Consider the following 16,164-nt stretch of genomic DNA (forward strand, 5'->3'; position numbering starts at 1 on the left):
ATGTTTGTCGATCACGTAAAGATAGCCATAAAAGGCGGAGATGGCGGCGATGGTATGGTCGCGTTTCGTCGAGAAAAGTATGTACCAAATGGTGGACCTGCAGGCGGAGATGGTGGACGCGGAGGTAGCGTAATTTTTGAAGTTGAAGAAGGATTACGTACATTAATGGATTTCCGTTACAAACGATTCTTTAAAGCAAATCGTGGAGATCACGGGCAAAGTAAAAATATGCACGGACGTGGTGCAGAAGATTTAATTATTAAAGTTCCACCTGGTACAGTTGTAATGACTGGAGAGAGTGGACCGGTTTTAGCTGATTTAGTAGAACATGGTCAACAGGCTGTAATTGCTAAAGGTGGACGAGGAGGACGTGGAAACTCACGCTTTACAACACCACAAAACCCAGCACCAGAGATTGCTGAAAAAGGCGAACCTGGCCAAGAAATCGAAATCTTTTTAGAGTTAAAAGTATTAGCTGACGTTGGTTTAGTTGGATTCCCAAGTGTTGGTAAATCAACCATATTATCTGTTGTATCTGCAGCGAAACCTAAAATTGCTGCTTATCACTTCACAACAATTGTTCCGAATTTAGGAATGGTTGAAACGACAGATGGCCGTGGCTTTGCTATGGCAGATTTGCCAGGTCTTATTGAAGGGGCTAGCCAAGGTATTGGTCTTGGTCATCAGTTCTTACGTCATATTGAACGTACACGAGTTATTGTACATGTAATCGATATGTCTGGAATTGAAGGACGCGATGCTTATGAGGACTATGTAACAATTAACGAAGAACTTCGTCAATATAACTTGCGTCTAACTGAACGTCCACAATTAGTGGTTGCAAATAAGATGGATATGCCTGATTCTGAAGAAAACTTAGCAGAATTCCGAAAGAAATTACCGGAAGATGTGAAGATTTTCCCGATTTCGGCACTTTCACGTAAAGGCTTAAACGAACTTTTATTCGCAATTGCCGATTTACTAGAAGTGACGGAAGACTTCGTTATTAACGAAATGACTGCAGAAGAATCAGACAAAACGGTTCTTTACAAACACCAATCTGCTGGTGATGGTTTCAAAGTTACGCGTGATGACGATGGGGCATTTGTATTGAGCGGTTCATCAATCGAGCGCTTATTCAAAATGACTGATTTCTCTCGTGAAGATACAATTCGTCGTTTTGCACGTCAACTTCGCGGAATGGGTGTTGATGAAGCACTTCGGGAAAATGGCGCTGAAAATGGAGATATTGTTAGACTTCTTGAGTTCGAGTTTGAATTCATCGAATAGAAAGGGAGGATGGATATGAAAGACGTATCTGAACAACGATATTTTTTAGTACGTGAAGATGTGTTGACGGAAGCGATGCAAAAAACGCTTGATGCCAAGCATTTGTTGCAAAGTGGAGAAGTCGCGTCAATTTGGGACGCGGTAAAAAAAGTGGACTTATCACGTAGCGCTTTTTATAAATATCGAGATGCCGTCTTTCCCTTCCATTCCATTGTTCGTGAACGAATTTTGACTGTGTTTCTACAACTAGAGGATCGAAATGGAACACTGGCCACATTGCTACATACAGTAGCACAGGTGCAATGTAATGTTTTGACCATCCATCAAACAATTCCTATTCAAGGGCGCGCAAATGTGACACTTTCACTAGATGTAACTGCTATGAATGTACAATTAGATGATTTTATTCAACAATTAAAACGTTTAGATTTTGTGGAGTCAGCGGAAGTTATTAGCTCTGGCGCATCTTAAGGAGTGACTTACATGGGAAAACAAGCCTTCGAATCACGTGTTGCTTATTTAGGACCAGAAGCATCCTTTACACATTTAGCGGCAGGTGAAGCATTCGCAGGTGAGTGGTTAATGCCTTATACGACGATTCCAGAATGCATTGAAGCAGTGTCCAATGGTGAAGTTGAATTTGCTGTTGTTCCGCTTGAAAATGCATTGGAAGGATCTGTACCTTTAACCCTTGACTATTTGTTTCACGATGTAGAATTGCATGTTTGTGCAGAAATTTTATCGCCGATTGAGCAACATTTTATGGTTCATCCTGAGCAAGTAGTGAACAAAGAAGATATCAAAATGGTATTATCGCATCCTCACGCACTCGCACAGTGTCATAAATATTTGTATTACCGCTTTCGTGGAGTACCTCTTGAGCAGACAACTTCGACTGCAGCTGCAGCGAAATATGTGTCTGAACATCCAGAACTTACGATAGCTGCTATCGGCAATGATTTTTCCGCCAAAAAATACGGCTTAACAATTGTTGAGGCGAATATTCACGATTTTCATTTCAATCATACTCGATTTTTTGTCCTTCAAAAGGCGAATCTCAAGCTTGATAAAAAAGGTCATGACGAAACGCCAAAAACTACACTTATGATTACGTTGCCAGTGGACGATCGATCCGGTGCACTGCACCAAGTGTTGTCCGTATTTGCATGGCGCCAGTTGAATTTAAGTAAAATAGAATCACGGCCGTTAAAAACAGGACTTGGCCACTATTTCTTTATCGTGGATGTCCAAGAAGATGAACAAACACCGATGATGCTAGGAGCGATAGAAGAATTACGTGCTTTAGGGTGCGCAGTGAAATCTCTCGGGACATATTTTACATACAAAAAGGAATGAATGCATACTATGCGTCCATTCCTTTTTTATTTTGGTGATATTGTAGTGATTTTTCGTCCGACTGAGGCAACTTTATGTCTGACTGAGTCAACTTTCCGTTCCACTGTGGCAACTTTGGCTCTAACTAGGTCAACTTTCTATCCGAATGGGGCAACTAACCAATTACCTCCTAATTTTAAAAATACCCCAATCACTATGAAAGCCAATAAGCTAAAAAAGACCTATCTCTGCACGAAAACAGAGCGCAGCGAAAAAGTCCACCAGGCTTTTGTGTTTTTTTGTGATGTAGTGGAAACTTTTACTGTAAATGTGGCAACTTTCCGTCCGATTGAGGCAACTTTGACGCTCAATGTGGCAAATAACCAATAATCTCCTAAAACTCAAAAAAAGACTTGAATCACTATACAAGTGATTCAGGCCTTTTTTCCTGTGGTCAGTTTTCATCTGCTAAAAATCCTTTTCTGCGCATTCCTGCAATTGCAGTTTCTATGTAATCACTTGAAGTGGCTGCAATTAAATGTAAATGAATACCGTCTGTTAATTCGGATAAATAGCTAGCTCCCGTTTCTTCTACCCGTGCTATGAATAAATCAACTTCATGTCGATTGGCCACCATTATGGATGCCGTTAATTCGCCGTACACAGGGTGTTCAACGGTGACGTTTTTCACCACCACACCTGAATCGACTAAGGTATACAATTCCTCTCTCGCATCGTCTGGTGCGTGCACACAAGCAATTTGACGTTCGAACACGTGAGTTGTAGTCGATTTCTTAATATACACATAACCTTGACTCGTAGCTAATATTGGCTCATTACGAGCTTTTAATAATGTCATGTCTCCCACGATTACTTGTCGGCTAACCCCGGACTCTTTCGCTAAATCAGTTCCTTTTATTGGATTGGTTGCCGTCTTTAACATGGCAAGTAATTGTTGGCGTCGTTCTTCACCTAATAATTTCTTCAACACAATCCCGCCCTTTACATGCATAAGTCTTGCACTTGTTCTCATAGTTTATCATGTACACCAATTAAGTGACAAAATCAAATCGTTATTCATAGGATACATAGATGATGAGAGGGGGAAGTATTTTGCACGTACATGTTGTGCAAAAAGGAGATACACTATGGAAAATTTCAAGACAGTATGGTGTATCTTTTGATGAAGTGAAACGTTTAAACGCGCATTTGGCAAATCCCGATTATATTGTGCCGGGTATGAAAATCTTTGTTCCTGAGAAGTCGACAAAAAAGCAAGAGATAAAAGATCACCCTTACGCTAACGATCGTCCTGTTAAAAATAACAAGGAGGAATACGTGCCTAAGGCATTACCAAAATCATTACCAAAATCAATGCCGAAAGCAATGCCACAACCAATGCCACAACCAAAGCCATATCCACCGATGCAACCTATCCATATACACATGCCAGAACCAAAACAGCCACAACCTATACCTCAACCGACCATGCAAATGCCACCACAAGTTTTTCAACAACCTATTAATCAACATTTGACAATGACACAAATGGTACCTCCATATATGGGAGTTCCTTATGGCTGGGTTCCTGTACCAGATATGGATGTTCATCAGCCACAAGTGCTGCCAACAACTCCACCAATACAGAAACCACAACCGAAACCACTACCGAAACATATACCTGCACCAAAACTCCCACAAGGTTGGCAATTAGATGACTCAAGTTCATTAGGAGATGTAGAATCATCGCTCCAAGTACCGCAGTTGTCACCACAATATCAACAACCGCCATCACCATGTGGGCCACCACCACCAGAGTACTATCAACAACAACTACAACCGGAGTACTACGAAAACCAACAAGCGCCATCACCATGCGGCCCTCCACCACCAGCTTATTATCAACACCAGCAACCGCCTTGCGGATGTGGACAGCCAAGTTATGCGCAACCAGCTAGTGGATATATGCCACAACAAGGTCCTTCACCTGATGTCATGCAAGAAAGTGATGAAATGATGCATCACCCGAATATGATGCCACAACAAATGATGCATGATCCGAATATGATGCCGCAACAAATGATGCATGACCCGAATATGATGCCGCAACAAATGATGCCACACCATATGATGCCGTATATGAGATGCACTCCTTGTCATATGTTGCCCGCTCCACAAGGGCAATGGGGATATCCTACACCAGTTCGTTACTATTAAAAAGTGGAACGTGGGCATTACGTCCAATTAAAGTCAAATGTGTGGAAATGGCAAATTGGATCCGATATGTATTCAATAAAAAAGTACGACATTCAAGAGGAAGCAGATAAAATTCGGTTTATACATGAACAATTAACTATAATGGGTGAGGATCTTATGGTGCCGATTGAGCCATATCCTGATCCACTCATTATTCAACAACCGTGGATTGATAGTGGACGAAAAGTGCAATTTAGTAACAAGGAAGATCGTTTCAAATCAATTTCTTTACTTCATCAACTTCATAACTCGGGAAGAAATATTAAATGGGAAAAATCTAGCCATTTCCAAGAAATTGATTTAATACGGAAATGGAAACATCGATTAGAAAAATGGCAACAGCTTGAAGAATTTCTTCATCAAAAACTGGGTTCTTCAAAAACAAAAGAAATTACACAATTAGCAAAAAATTCAATAAATCAACTCGTACCAATTTCGCGTAATCGATTAACACTCTTGCACGGGGATGTCGTTCATCATAATTTCGTTCGCGATAAAAATAACAAGCTATATTTAATTGATTTTGATTTAGCCTGTTTAGGTCCAGCAGAAGTGGAACTGATTTTATGGTCGCACAGAGTGTTACCGCATTACGATTATAATCTAAAAGTACTTATTCAAGATCATCCTTCTCTTCGCAGAATCGATTGGAATTATTTATTATTTCCAAATGAACTGATGCGTGAGTGGTTGTACGCGACGACTTTATCAGATCTTCAACTTCGGATGTTTTTACCGAAATTAAAGATTTTCACCGATAAAGCGTTACAACGTATGCCTCAATTATGGGATGAAGTGAACCCTTAATGATGAAAATCGAACAGCCGTTACTGGTTAAATGAAATATTTTAGCATAATAAATGGCTATGTAATTTGATAAGTTCGAAAAAAAGATGAAAGTTGATTGCCTGTTCTAGCCAACTGCTGTGAAGTCTTGCTTACGATAACTAGATTAAACAAAACAACACCCGTGATTTTATGATTGCGGGTGTTGTTTATATTTAATCATGCATGTTTGGGTACTTTCTACGAACATTCGTTTTGTGCTATAATCAGTACGTTGAATGTGAGGAGAGACTTTAAATGTACGATTACATAAAAGGATTGGTAACACGTGTAACTCCTGAATATATGACTGTTGAACAACAAGGTATTGGATGGCAAATATTTACGCCAAATCCATACGCTTTTCGTGTGTCGGCAGAGCCACAACAAATCTTTACACATTTAAATGTGCGCGAAGATGCACAACTACTTTTTGGCTTCGTTTCACTCGAGCAACGAGAGCTTTTCAGGAAACTGATTCAAGTCTCTGGTATTGGCCCAAAGGGTGCTTTAGCCATACTTGCAAGTGGACAACCGTCTCAAGTGGTTCAAGCTATTGAACGGGAAGACGAGACCTTTTTAGTGAAATTCCCCGGTGTTGGGAAAAAAACAGCACGTCAAATGATTCTTGATTTAAAAGGAAAACTTGGAGACTTATCAATTGATTTCGACATGGCAAGTGGTGAAGACGAACTTCAGTTGTTCCCAGAAACGTCAGGTAGGATTGAATTAGAAGAAGCATTTTTAGCCCTTGCTGCTCTTGGCTACTCAGAACGTGAATTGACGAAAGTACGCCCAAAATTAGATGCTCTACCAGAAGCGCTTGATACAGAGGGCTATATGAAAAAAGCGTTACAGTTGCTATTAAAACAGGGCTGATGAAGGGAGGTCATGTGCATGGAAGAACGTATAATTTCAACCGAAATTTCGGAGTTTGATGAACGTTTTGAACAATCACTGCGTCCACAGTATTTATCTCAATACATTGGACAAGAAAAAGTGAAAAATAATTTAGATATTTTTGTAAAAGCAGCTAAAATGCGTAAAGAAAGCTTGGATCATGTACTCCTGTATGGACCTCCTGGACTTGGGAAAACTACTTTAGCAGCAGTGATTGCAAACGAGATGGAAGTTAATATTCGAATGACAAGCGGCCCAGCCATTGAACGTCCTGGCGATTTAGCTGCGATTGTCAGTTCACTTGAACCAGGTGACGTATTGTTTATAGATGAAATCCACCGTTTAAACCGTTCCATTGAAGAAGTATTATATCCGGCAATGGAAGATTTCTGTCTTGATATTGTCGTCGGGAAAGGTCCCTCAGCTCGCTCGGTACGTCTTGATTTACCACCGTTCACATTAATCGGTGCCACCACAAGAGCGGGGGCATTATCGGCACCTCTGCGTGATCGCTTCGGGGTATTACTAAGACTTGACTACTATGACAATCAAGCTCTAACCGAAATAGTGTCTCGCAGTGCTACATTATTTGAGGCGGAAATTGACCACCCTTCAGCGGGGGAAATTGCCAGCCGTTCTCGTGGGACACCACGTATTGCGAACCGTTTATTAAAAAGGGTTCGAGATTTTGCACAAGTTCGAGGAAACGGTATAATATCAATTGATACTGCTCAAGAAGCTCTTGAATTGATGCAAGTGGATGCTCTAGGATTAGATCATATCGATCATAAATTACTTTTAGGTATGATTGAACGTTTTAAAGGAAAACCAGTTGGACTTGATACAATTGCTGCAATTATTGGAGAAGAATCAACGACGATTGAAGAAGTGTATGAGCCATACTTACTGCAAATTGGGTTCTTACAACGCACACCAAGAGGGCGTGTTGTAACGAAACTCGCATATGACCATTTCAACTACCCTTATTTTGAGGAATAATGATTAAAGGAAGTATATAACCATGCAAGTAAAAGATTTTGATTTTCAACTACCAGAAGAATTGATTGCACAAACGCCGCTTGCCGACAGAACATCGAGCAAGCTTTTAGTATTGGATAAAGACAGTGGTGAAATTTCACATCACACGTTTAAAGATATCGTTAATGAATTTCAAGCAGGAGATTGCCTGGTGTTAAACGATACACGCGTTCTCCCAGCTCGTCTTTTAGGTGTAAAGGAAGAAACTGGCGCAAATATTGAAATTCTTCTATTAAAACAAACGGAAGAAGATGTATGGGAAACACTTGTAAAACCAGCTAAGCGCGTCAAAATTGGTACGATGGTATCATTTGGTGAAGGTTTACTCCGTGCTCAATGTGTTGGAGAAGCGGATCATGGCGGCCGATTGTTCAAGTTCACCTATGAAGGGATTTTTTATGAAATCCTTGATCAATTAGGAGAGATGCCGTTACCTCCGTACATCCGTGAGAAATTAGATGATCAAGATCGGTATCAAACCGTCTTTGCAAAAGAACGTGGTTCAGCAGCTGCTCCTACAGCAGGCCTTCATTTTACGGACGTATTATTAGATGAAATTCGTTCGAATGGTGTTGAAGTCGTTTTTCTTACACTTCACGTAGGTCTCGGGACATTCAGACCTATGAGCGTGGAATCGATAGACGATCATGAAATGCACTCTGAGTTTTATCGACTATCAAAAGAAACGGTAGAGACGATTAACCGGGTGAAAGAATCAGGTGGTCGTATCATTTCTGTTGGTACTACTTCTACACGCACGCTTGAAACCGTTGCGAACAAATTTAATGGTCAATTAAAAGAAGATAGCGGATGGACTTCCATTTTCATATTCCCAGGTTATGAATTTCTGTGCATTGATGGCTTGATTACCAATTTCCATTTACCTAAATCTACCCTTGTCATGTTAGTCAGTGCGCTGACATCACGAGATAAAATACTACATGCTTATGAGCAAGCTGTAGAACATCAATACCGATTTTTTAGTTTTGGCGACGCGATGTTTATTCGCCCGTCCGCAAATCAGAAGGGAGTTCGTGCATGACAGCTATTCGATATGAACTAATTAAAACATGTAAACAAACAGGAGCACGTTTAGGCATTGTGCATACACCACATGGTTCTTTTGAGACACCTACCTTTATGCCTGTCGGAACGCAAGCAACGGTTAAAACGATGGCTCCAGAAGATTTAAAAGCAATGGACTCTGGCATTATTTTAAGTAACACCTACCATTTATGGTTACGTCCAGGAAACGATATTATAAAAGAAGCGGGTGGCTTGCATAAATTCATGAACTGGGACCGTGCAATTTTAACGGATTCTGGTGGCTTCCAAGTCTTCAGTTTAAGTGAATTCAGAAAAATTGAAGAAGAAGGCGTTCATTTCCGTAACCATATGAATGGTGACAAAATGTTTTTGAGCCCGGAAAAAGCAATGGAAATTCAAAATGATTTAGGTTCTGACATAATGATGGCGTTTGATGAATGTCCACCTTTCCCTGCAACTCGTGAATATATGAAATCAAGTGTGGATCGTACTTCACGATGGGCAGAACGTTGTTTAAACGCGCATGCTCGTCCAGCTGATCAAGGGTTATTTGGTATCATTCAAGGTGGGGAATTTGAAGATCTTCGTCGCCAAAGTGCAGCGGATCTTGTATCACTCGGTTTTCCAGGCTACGCAATTGGTGGACTTTCAGTAGGAGAACCGAAAGACGTAATGAATCGCGTTCTAGAATTCACTACACCTTTCATGCCTGCAGATAAACCTCGTTATTTAATGGGTGTTGGATCACCAGATTCACTTATAGATGGATCAATTCGTGGCGTTGATATGTTTGACTGCGTATTACCTACACGTATCGCGCGTAACGGAACACTCATGACGAGTAACGGACGATTAGTTATTAAAGGAGCACAAAATGCTCGTGATTTCGGCCCAATCGACGAAAACTGTGACTGTTATGTATGTAAGAACTATTCACGTGCTTATATTCGTCACTTAATCAAAGCAGAAGAAACATTTGGAATACGCCTAACTTCATACCATAACTTGTATTTCTTAATGAATTTGATGAAGCAAGTACGTCAAGCGATACGTGAAGATCGCCTTGGAGATTTCCGAGAAGAGTTTTTTGAACAGTATGGATATAACAAACCTAATGCAAAAAATTTCTGATTCTTGTATACTAGCTGAAGACGATGTTCAAAAAGTCTGCTAAATTAAGCTGTGACCTGCACGACAGGTGCATTTTAAACCTGAATTTCACAAACGGCTCTGTTTATGCTCTTTTTGAAAACATGTTTTTTAGAAAAAAAGGGGGAAATTTAGAGAATGGAAACATTAATCGGTTTATCGCCAATTATATTGATGTTTGTTGTGATGTGGTTTTTCATTATTCGACCAGCACAAAAACGTCAAAAAACAACGGCATCTATGCAATCAAGTTTAAAACGTGGTGATCGTATTGTAACGTTAGGTGGCCTTCACGCTTTAGTGGACGCTGTAGACGACACAACTGTTTTTGTAACTATAGCAGATGGTACACGCCTTCAATTCGAACGTGCGGCTATCACTCGTGTTGTCGAGTGACTATAAGTACGTGTTCATTTTAAAGATATGATTAACTATTAGCTTTATTTGAACAATAACTATGTACATAAAAACCTGTCTTCCCTTTAGGGAGGACAGGTTTTTTATGTATAATGCCCATCATTTTCTCTCATACTAAGTAGAAAAAGGGGATACATAATGGGTGAAATTGGGATACTTTTCACTATAGCGTGGCGGACCATTTTTCTTTATATATTAATATTAATCATCTTTAGACTAATGGGAAAACGAGAAGTAGGAGAACTTAGCCTAATGGATTTAGTTATTTTCGTCCTCATTGCAGAGGTTGCATCGTATGCTATTGACGATCCAAAGCGCAATTTATTCGAATCTATTTTGCCAATGCTTTTATTACTATTAATTCAATTTGTAACTTCGTATATGTCATTGAAAAGTAAAAAAATTCGAGACTTAATTGATGGTGATCCGTCAGTTATAATACGCAATGGAGAAATTATTGAATCGGAAATGCGCAAAATACGCTACAATTTAGACGACCTATTTCAACAGCTACGCGAACAACAAATTGGGTCCATTCAAGATGTGTCCTATGCTTTTTTAGAGCCTTCAGGTAATTTATCCGTATTTAAATTTGAGGGAGATCATCCTGTCTTACCGCTCATTGTTGATGGAGACATACAAGAAGGGCATCTTAAATTAATTCAACATGATAAACAATGGTTGCTCGATGAATTAAAGCAAATTCATATTTATGATCCAAAAACGGTATTCTACTGTAGTTATGAACGAGAAAAGTTATATGTTCAATTACGAGAACGCTTTAAGTCTTCTTGATAAGTTTACGAAGGAGACGAATGTCGGATACATGAATTTGGCGAAATACGATCAAGCCAGCTAAAATTATTAATCCTGTAACCATGCTATCAGCGACCCAAGGCATTTCCCCTAAAGGCCATAACACAGGACGAAGAATTGTCACTAAAATAAATATTAAATAAGGAATTGCAAAAAATGTGAAGCCTAGTCCGGCTTCTTTTTTTTGTCGCAGTGTAGCCATATGTAAAAAAGAAGTTAAACAAACACCAAAACCAATGGCTAATATCGCACCTTTTTCTTCAATTCCAGGTTGTGAAGCTAACACAAACATAACAAATAACTTTCCAAGTCCTCCATATATAGAATTCATCATGGCTGCTTTTGCTTCATGCATGGCTTGCAATATGGCATGAAGTGGGCTTTGTATGTAATAAAAAAAGAACACAGGAGCTAATAGGGCCATATAACCTTCACCTTCAGTTACATGAAATAAAACGCGTACAATATGTTCACCATGCAAATAAAATATAGTAGCAGCAAAACACCCAGTAATAGCAGAAACTCTCATAGCTAGAGATACTCGTTCTTGTAACATTCCACGGTTCGATCTTGCTCTGGCATCACTTACAGCAGGAACTAATACTATGGATAACGCGTACGGAATAAACGCAGGAAACAACAGTAAAGGAATAAATACACCTGAAATCATCCCATATAAATTAGTAGCTGCCACTGCTCCAACACCGGCTACCGCTAAAGCTTTAATAAATATGATCGGTTCTAAAAACCATGTAAATGAACCGAATAATCGACTTCCAGCTGAAGGCAGAGCGACATGTAAAATAGGAGAAGAAGGATAGTTAATAGGTGTTCCGGTAACTCGTTTCACACGCTTGTATTTATACCATAAATAAATGAACGACATGAGTTCAGCTAATAACGCCATCATCATGGCGGCAGCAGCTGTCGATGCAGGGCTCGACTGAATTACAACATAGGGTAGTAACCAAGTTACGAGTCCAATACGGAAAAACTGTTCAATTAATTGTGACCAAGCGGTTTCTTCAACTTTTGCTAACCCTTGGAAATAGCCTTTAAGTATTCCGGATAATGCGGCTATTGGTATGGTAAGCAAACCAATCAGAAGTGTCTTTCCAATCGCTCCATTTTCTAGTAAGTTGGTTGCAACATAAGGAATCGTTAAATACATTAATGGAACGAAAATAATGATGGATATCCAAGTTAATTTCCAAATGGTTCTCATGAGGCCTTGTATTTCAAGATGTTTTTTCCCAGCATACAACTCAGCTGTGATCTTAGCGACGGCAATCGGTAACCCTAACTGAATCAATGATAAGAAGAAAATAAAAGCGGGGTAAGCGGCAGTGTATATTCCAACAGCCTCTTCACCTGCTATTCGCACAAATTGAATGCGAAAAACAAAACCAAATAGCTTTGATAAAAAAACAGCCCCCATTAATACCAGCGTTCCACGTAAAAATGTCGACAATTTTGCCACTTCCTTCTCAAGTCACACAAACTCGTATACAATATTCTTATGCGAAAATAACGATGCTTAAAACCGAAAAAGAAGGAAGTGTTTAAATGAGTGCAAATTATGATGATTTATTTGAACTTGTGGGGCCTGCTTTAGAAAGTAAAATTTATGAATTCAGGCTATATAATTACAATTCTGTGACGGAAGAGGATATTTGGCACTACTGCATAAATAAAAAGTGGAGAAAGCGTGATATTCAGGAAATGGGAGTATCTGAAATGGTTAATGATATTTTAGGGACTTCTCCCGCACATTATATGACTCATACTCAAATTGAAGGTTTTAAATCGTCTAATTGGTTCTCAGAACTTAAACAGGAGGACCTACAAGAGCTATTGAATCCGACTAAAAAAGTACTCAAGACACAACCAGTAATAAAAAGTCGTCAGAATCTTAAGGACATTTGACACCTAGCGCGACGTGTTTCATAATAACCATGTTGCGCTTTTTTTATGTGGTAATTTTCCATTACCATTTCCAAGTTGAGGAGGAAGTTTACATATGAAAACCAGAGGCCGAATTATCGCATTTTTATTACTTATCGTAGTATTTGCGGCTTCCATTAGTACGACAGCTCAAGGGGTTTTAGATGATATTAAGTTAGGTCTTGATTTACAAGGCGGATTCGAAGTATTGTACGAAGTCGATACTTTAAAAGATGATGGAGAAGAAATTACGGAAGAAATGGTTTCTGATACCTCTACCGCTCTATTAAACCGTATTAATGTTCTTGGGGTAAGCGAACCGAACATACAAATCGAAGGCAATAATCGCATTCGTGTTCAGTTAGCTGGTGTGGAAGATCAAGAATCAGCCCGTGAACTATTGTCTACTCAAGCTAATTTATCATTCCGTGATGTTAATGATAAATTAATGCTAGATGGTTCGGATTTAAAAGAAGGTGGAGCGAATGGAACCTTTGATAGTAATGGAAGGCCAATAGTAACACTTGAACTAAAAGATCCATCTAAATTTGCTGATGTTACACAACAAATCAGTATGATGCCAGTACCTACCAATGCTTTAGTTATTTGGCTAGATTTTGAAGAAGGCGTTGACTCATACGAGGCTGAACTAGGTAAAGAGAAACCGAAGTTCGTTTCAAGTCCATCAGTTAGTCAGCGAATTAATTCAAACAGTGTTGAAATCTCCGGACAATTTTCTGTAGAAGAAACGAAAAGTTTAGCAGGAGTCTTAAATGCTGGTGCATTACCGGTTAAATTAACAGAAGTTTACTCTACTTCCGTTGGTGCACAGTTTGGTGAAAAAGCGCTTCAGTCGACAGTGTATGCTGCACTAATAGGGATTGCACTTGTAGGATTATTTATGCTTCTTTATTACCGATTACCCGGATTAGTAGCTATGATTACTTTATCTGTATACGTTTACTTAATCCTTCTTATATTCGGCTTGATAAATGGTGTTCTAACATTGCCAGGTATTGCAGCCATCGTTTTAGGCGTTGGTATGGCAGTAGATGCAAATATCATTACGTATGAACGAATTAAGGAAGAATTACGAGTTGGGAAGTCCATTAAAACATCTTTCAAAACAGGTGCAAGTTCTTCTTTCTCAGCAATTCTTGATGCGAATATTACATCATTAATTGCAGCAGCTGTTCTATTTTACTTTGGTACAAGTTCTGTAAAAGGTTTTGCTTTAATGTTAATCATTAGTATTCTTTCAAGCTTTATCACTGCGGTCTGGGGTTCTCGACTACTTTTAGGTTTACTTATTAATAGTGGGAATTTTGATGGAAAGCCATGGTTATTTGGTGTTAACCATTCATCGATACACCCAGTTGAAGAAGAATTTGACACATTAGATTTGCCAACAAAATTTGATCGCTTTGATTTTGTTAGCATGCGTAAAAAATTCTTTACAAGTTCAATTGCGTTTATTGTGATTGGCATAATTTTACTCGGAATTTTCAAGTTAAATTTAGGAATTGATTTCTCAAGTGGAACACGTGTTGAAATCTTATCTGACAGTGCTTTAACAAAAGAGGAATTGACAACTTATTTAGAATCAATTGATCAACCTTCAGAAGATATTGTTCTTTCAGGTGACAATCAAGAAATTGGAGTTATTCGATATAAAGAAGAATTTTCCAAAGAAGAAGTCAATGCATTGAAATCGACGATTAACAAAGAATATGGTGCCGACCCAAGTGTTAGCACGGTATCTTCAACAGTCGGGCGTGAATTAGCGAAAAATGCAATGTTTGCCTTACTTTTCGCTTCTATTGGAATTATCATTTACACAGCATTCCGCTTCGAATGGAGAATGGGTGTCGCAGCTATTGTGTCACTTTTGCATGATGTCTTCTTTATGGTGGCGTTGTTCAGTATTTTCCGTTTAGAAGTTGATATTACATTTATTGCTGCGGTTCTAACGATTGTAGGTTACTCAATTAACGATACAATTGTGACGTTTGACCGTATTCGTGAAAATATGAAACGATCGAAGAAAATTCTCGATAATGATGATTTAGCTGCCATTGTTAATAAATCTCTTCGTCAAACACTTGGCCGCTCTGTTAACACGGTCCTAACGGTAGCAATTGTAGTTATAGCGTTGTTATTGTTCGGTGCAGATTCAATTCGTAATTTCTCAATCGCGTTACTAGTCGGCTTAATTGCGGGTACGTATTCATCAATTTTTATCGCTGCACAACTTTGGTTCGTTTTGAAAAAGAAAGAATTAAAGAAACGTGGAGAAATTGACGTGGAAGCAGATGCTAACAAGAATAAATGGGGTTCTGACGATCCTGTTGTATAAAGGTTTATAAATTGATGGGAACAGGGTATAAATAACTATACCCTGTTCTTTTTTTATTCGTATAATATAATAAAAACAATATTTATTAGGAGGAAATACAATGAAATTCCAATGGTCATTATTATTTGCACTTATTTTTGCCGTTATAGTTGCCGTTTTTGCCGTAGTAAATGTTGATGTTGTCCCAGTCAATTACTTCTTTGGCACCGCACAATGGCCTCTAATATTAGTTATTTTAGGTTCAGCATTACTAGGTGCGCTCGTGAGTGGGTCAGTTGCAATCTTCCGTTTTTTTGTATTGCAACGCCGAGTCAGCCATCTTGAAAAAGATAACACAATGAAAGAAGCACTTATTGCAACACAACAAAATGAAATCTATGCTTTAAAGAGAAATGAACCAGTACCATATCAAGACTCACAGGCTATAGACGGTTTACATGTAGAGGAAACATCAGCTGATGCACGCTCAACTAGCTAGCATTTGAGTTAAATGCTATCTTTCTTTAATAAGTCCGGTGAGCGGCGAGAGTCCCAGACGCCAGTCGTTTATTTTTTCTTAACGATCTTAGTAAAAGCGTGACTTAATAAAATTTAAAAAATAGGCTGATTGTAAAAATAAAGACGGCTAATGAAGCGACATTGTCACTTCATTAGCCGTCTTTTATTCTTGAGAATATGGTTTAGAAAGTATATAATTTTAGTTCCATAAATCCAGTGTCGTATTTTCATTTTACAAGATTGGACAATTTTTTATAATTATTTTTAAAACTAAATTGCTATCACTGTTAATT

17 protein-coding genes are annotated in these 16,164 nt (G+C 38.9%); 15 read left to right on the plus strand and 2 right to left on the minus strand.

What is annotated here, in order from left to right:
• From obgE to E2636_RS06500, 4 genes are read left to right on the plus strand one after another with little or no spacing between them, the layout of a single operon-like run.
• On the plus strand, positions 1-1,290 hold the full coding sequence (gene obgE / locus E2636_RS06485) for a GTPase ObgE (protein ID WP_134209475.1): 1,290 nt from the start codon (positions 1-3) through the stop codon (positions 1,288-1,290).
• A 15-nt stretch (positions 1,291-1,305) separates the two neighbouring features.
• Positions 1,306-1,761, plus strand: coding sequence for an ACT domain-containing protein (locus tag E2636_RS06490; protein WP_134209476.1), 456 nt, complete (start codon positions 1,306-1,308; stop codon positions 1,759-1,761).
• 12 nt (positions 1,762-1,773) lie between these two features.
• On the plus strand, positions 1,774-2,646 hold the full coding sequence (gene pheA, locus E2636_RS06495; protein ID WP_134209477.1) for a prephenate dehydratase: 873 nt from the start codon (positions 1,774-1,776) through the stop codon (positions 2,644-2,646).
• 9 nt (positions 2,647-2,655) lie between these two features.
• On the plus strand, positions 2,656-3,015 hold the full coding sequence (locus tag E2636_RS06500; RefSeq protein ID WP_166669489.1) for a hypothetical protein: 360 nt from the start codon (positions 2,656-2,658) through the stop codon (positions 3,013-3,015).
• A 64-nt stretch (positions 3,016-3,079) separates the two neighbouring features.
• Here E2636_RS06500 and E2636_RS06505 read toward each other — a convergent pair whose 3' ends face one another.
• Entirely contained in the window at positions 3,080-3,658 is a 579-nt protein-coding gene (locus E2636_RS06505; protein WP_134209479.1) for a transcription repressor NadR, read from the minus strand.
• An 80-nt stretch (positions 3,659-3,738) separates the two neighbouring features.
• On the opposite strand from E2636_RS06505, the gene safA reads away from it, so the two are divergent.
• The 8 genes from safA to E2636_RS06545 all read left to right on the plus strand — a co-directional run bounded on the left by safA (position 3,739) and on the right by E2636_RS06545 (position 11,052).
• Positions 3,739-4,842, plus strand: coding sequence for a LysM peptidoglycan-binding domain-containing protein (gene safA / locus E2636_RS06510; RefSeq protein WP_134209480.1), 1,104 nt, complete (start codon positions 3,739-3,741; stop codon positions 4,840-4,842).
• Positions 4,843-4,881: 39 nt separating this feature from the next.
• Positions 4,882-5,688, plus strand: coding sequence for a phosphotransferase (locus tag E2636_RS06515; protein WP_243840738.1), 807 nt, complete (start codon positions 4,882-4,884; stop codon positions 5,686-5,688).
• Between the two features lie 276 nt (positions 5,689-5,964).
• The gene (ruvA, locus tag E2636_RS06520) at positions 5,965-6,585 is read left to right on the plus strand and encodes a Holliday junction branch migration protein RuvA (protein WP_134209482.1); all 621 of its coding nucleotides are present in this window, start codon (positions 5,965-5,967) and stop codon (positions 6,583-6,585) included.
• An 18-nt stretch (positions 6,586-6,603) separates the two neighbouring features.
• A complete protein-coding gene (ruvB, locus tag E2636_RS06525) occupies positions 6,604-7,605 on the plus strand; it encodes a Holliday junction branch migration DNA helicase RuvB (protein ID WP_017381202.1) in 1,002 nt (333 codons plus the stop codon).
• 22 nt (positions 7,606-7,627) lie between these two features.
• Positions 7,628-8,686 carry a tRNA preQ1(34) S-adenosylmethionine ribosyltransferase-isomerase QueA gene (gene queA, locus E2636_RS06530; RefSeq protein WP_134209483.1) on the plus strand — a complete coding sequence of 353 codons (1,059 nt, stop codon included), beginning with the start codon at positions 7,628-7,630 and terminating at the stop codon, positions 8,684-8,686.
• Positions 8,683-9,822 carry a tRNA guanosine(34) transglycosylase Tgt gene (tgt, locus tag E2636_RS06535; protein ID WP_134209484.1) on the plus strand — a complete coding sequence of 380 codons (1,140 nt, stop codon included), beginning with the start codon at positions 8,683-8,685 and terminating at the stop codon, positions 9,820-9,822. Before queA ends, tgt begins: the two co-directional genes overlap by 4 nt.
• 156 nt (positions 9,823-9,978) lie before the next feature.
• On the plus strand, positions 9,979-10,236 hold the full coding sequence (gene yajC / locus E2636_RS06540) for a preprotein translocase subunit YajC (RefSeq protein WP_017381205.1): 258 nt from the start codon (positions 9,979-9,981) through the stop codon (positions 10,234-10,236).
• A 159-nt stretch (positions 10,237-10,395) separates the two neighbouring features.
• Positions 10,396-11,052 (plus strand): DUF421 domain-containing protein, encoded by a 657-nt coding sequence (locus tag E2636_RS06545; RefSeq protein ID WP_134209485.1) that lies wholly within the window; start codon positions 10,396-10,398, stop codon positions 11,050-11,052.
• On the opposite strand, the gene E2636_RS06550 is transcribed toward E2636_RS06545, so the two are convergent.
• Positions 11,039-12,544 carry a putative polysaccharide biosynthesis protein gene (locus E2636_RS06550; RefSeq protein WP_134209486.1) on the minus strand — a complete coding sequence of 502 codons (1,506 nt, stop codon included), beginning with the start codon at positions 12,542-12,544 and terminating at the stop codon, positions 11,039-11,041. The genes E2636_RS06545 and E2636_RS06550 overlap by 14 nt on opposite strands.
• 95 nt (positions 12,545-12,639) lie before the next feature.
• On the opposite strand from E2636_RS06550, the gene E2636_RS06555 reads away from it, so the two are divergent.
• From E2636_RS06555 to E2636_RS06565, 3 genes are all read left to right on the plus strand, one after another.
• The gene (locus tag E2636_RS06555) at positions 12,640-12,999 is read left to right on the plus strand and encodes a post-transcriptional regulator (RefSeq protein ID WP_134209487.1); all 360 of its coding nucleotides are present in this window, start codon (positions 12,640-12,642) and stop codon (positions 12,997-12,999) included.
• Positions 13,000-13,093: 94 nt separating this feature from the next.
• Positions 13,094-15,373: a protein translocase subunit SecDF gene (gene secDF, locus E2636_RS06560; RefSeq protein ID WP_134209488.1), complete on the plus strand. Its 2,280-nt coding sequence runs from the start codon at positions 13,094-13,096 to the stop codon at positions 15,371-15,373.
• Between the two features lie 100 nt (positions 15,374-15,473).
• Positions 15,474-15,851, plus strand: coding sequence for a LapA family protein (locus E2636_RS06565; RefSeq protein WP_134209489.1), 378 nt, complete (start codon positions 15,474-15,476; stop codon positions 15,849-15,851).
• The last annotated feature ends 313 nt before the right edge of the window (positions 15,852-16,164 follow it).

It is taken from the genome of Paenisporosarcina antarctica, from assembly GCF_004367585.1.
GTDB classification, from domain to species: Bacteria; Bacillota; Bacilli; order Bacillales_A; family Planococcaceae; genus Paenisporosarcina; species Paenisporosarcina antarctica.

Excerpts from the sequence above, each read along its gene's own strand:
- yajC (WP_017381205.1), top strand. The coding sequence starts at position 9,979 with ATGGAAACATTAATCGGTTTATCGCCAATTATATTGATGTTTGTTGTG.
- E2636_RS06545 (WP_134209485.1), top strand. The coding sequence starts at position 10,396 with ATGGGTGAAATTGGGATACTTTTCACTATAGCGTGGCGGACCATTTTT.
- tgt (WP_134209484.1), top strand. The coding sequence starts at position 8,683 with ATGACAGCTATTCGATATGAACTAATTAAAACATGTAAACAAACAGGA.
- secDF (WP_134209488.1), top strand. The coding sequence starts at position 13,094 with ATGAAAACCAGAGGCCGAATTATCGCATTTTTATTACTTATCGTAGTA.
- ruvB (WP_017381202.1), top strand. The coding sequence starts at position 6,604 with ATGGAAGAACGTATAATTTCAACCGAAATTTCGGAGTTTGATGAACGT.
- ruvA (WP_134209482.1), top strand. The coding sequence starts at position 5,965 with ATGTACGATTACATAAAAGGATTGGTAACACGTGTAACTCCTGAATAT.
- pheA (WP_134209477.1), top strand. The coding sequence starts at position 1,774 with ATGGGAAAACAAGCCTTCGAATCACGTGTTGCTTATTTAGGACCAGAA.
- E2636_RS06555 (WP_134209487.1), top strand. The coding sequence starts at position 12,640 with ATGAGTGCAAATTATGATGATTTATTTGAACTTGTGGGGCCTGCTTTA.
- E2636_RS06490 (WP_134209476.1), top strand. The coding sequence starts at position 1,306 with ATGAAAGACGTATCTGAACAACGATATTTTTTAGTACGTGAAGATGTG.
- E2636_RS06505 (WP_134209479.1), bottom strand. The coding sequence starts at position 3,658 with ATGAGAACAAGTGCAAGACTTATGCATGTAAAGGGCGGGATTGTGTTG.
- queA (WP_134209483.1), top strand. The coding sequence starts at position 7,628 with ATGCAAGTAAAAGATTTTGATTTTCAACTACCAGAAGAATTGATTGCA.
- E2636_RS06565 (WP_134209489.1), top strand. The coding sequence starts at position 15,474 with ATGAAATTCCAATGGTCATTATTATTTGCACTTATTTTTGCCGTTATA.
- obgE (WP_134209475.1), top strand. The coding sequence starts at position 1 with ATGTTTGTCGATCACGTAAAGATAGCCATAAAAGGCGGAGATGGCGGC.
- E2636_RS06500 (WP_166669489.1), top strand. The coding sequence starts at position 2,656 with ATGCGTCCATTCCTTTTTTATTTTGGTGATATTGTAGTGATTTTTCGT.